At 36.4% G+C, this 1,071-nt stretch carries 1 protein-coding gene; it reads left to right on the forward strand.

All coding sequences use genetic code 11. The features are described from left to right. Nucleotides 1-100: 100 nt before the first annotated feature. Nucleotides 101-1,071, forward strand: a 971-nt coding sequence (locus tag BTHG_RS23810; RefSeq protein WP_010280167.1) for an IS256 family transposase, incomplete at its 3' end; no start/stop codon positions are given.

The following is a 1,071-nucleotide window of genomic DNA, read 5'->3' on the forward strand; positions in this document are numbered from 1 at the left end:
GATTAAGTCCATATAATTGTGTAAAAAGAAAAGAGTCATTTTATTCCTTTTTGTCTACAATGTTTAACGACCAAGAAAAACAAAGAGAAGAGGAATAAAAATGACTCAAATACAGTTTAACCTAGATGTTGATGTTTTAAAAGAATCAGTGATGAATTCTAATATTGATGTGGTTGTAAAGTCATCCATCGTATTGGTGCTAAATGAATTCATGGAAAAGGAACGTGATAATTATTTACGTGCAGCTGCCTATGAGCGTTCTTCAGAACGCCTTGATTATCGTAATGGATATTATGAACGTGAACTGATACTTAGTATAGGAAGAATCAAGCTACGGGTTCCTCGTACAAGAGAAGGACACTTCTCTCCTTCGATTTTTGAGAAGTTTTCTAGAGTTGATCAGGCCCTAGTGCTCTCCATGATGGAAATGGTGGTAAATGGTGTATCTACACGAAAAGTTACAAATATAGTGGAACAGCTGTGTGGGGAGAGTGTGTCTAAATCTTTTGTTTCTTCCTTAACCGAAAAACTCGATCCAATTGTTAAGAAGTGGGCTAATCGTCCCCTTAATGTTCATTATTTTCCGTACCTATATGCTGATGCGATGTATATTAAAGTCCGTGAACACGATAAAGTTGTATCAAAAGCAGTTTATCTCATGACAGGAATGAATGAGAATAAGAAGCGAGAAATTATTGGATTAAAGGTAGACCATGTAGAAAGTTTTGAAGCCTGGCAAGGCTTCTTCCAAGATCTAAAGTCTCGTGGACTTCAGTCTCCTAAGCTCGTTATTTCCGATGCACACGCCGGATTAAAAAAAGCAATAGAACGTGAGTTCATCGGGACTTCTTGGCAAAGATGCACGGTTCATTTTAAACGCAATATTATTAATAAGCTCCCTAAAAAAGGAGTAAGTGAGTTAAAAAATGAACTTCGACGTATTTATCAAACAATTTCTGTAGACGAGGCTAGGGTATTTAAAGATGAGTTCATTTCGCGACATATTGAGAACCCCAAAATTAAGAGTGCGATTTCTATACTTGAAGAAGGGTTTGAAGATTCAATCCAATA

The sequence above is a fragment of the Bacillus timonensis genome (genome assembly GCF_000285535.1).
Taxonomy (GTDB): Bacteria; Bacillota; Bacilli; order Bacillales; family Bacillaceae_L; genus Ferdinandcohnia; species Ferdinandcohnia timonensis.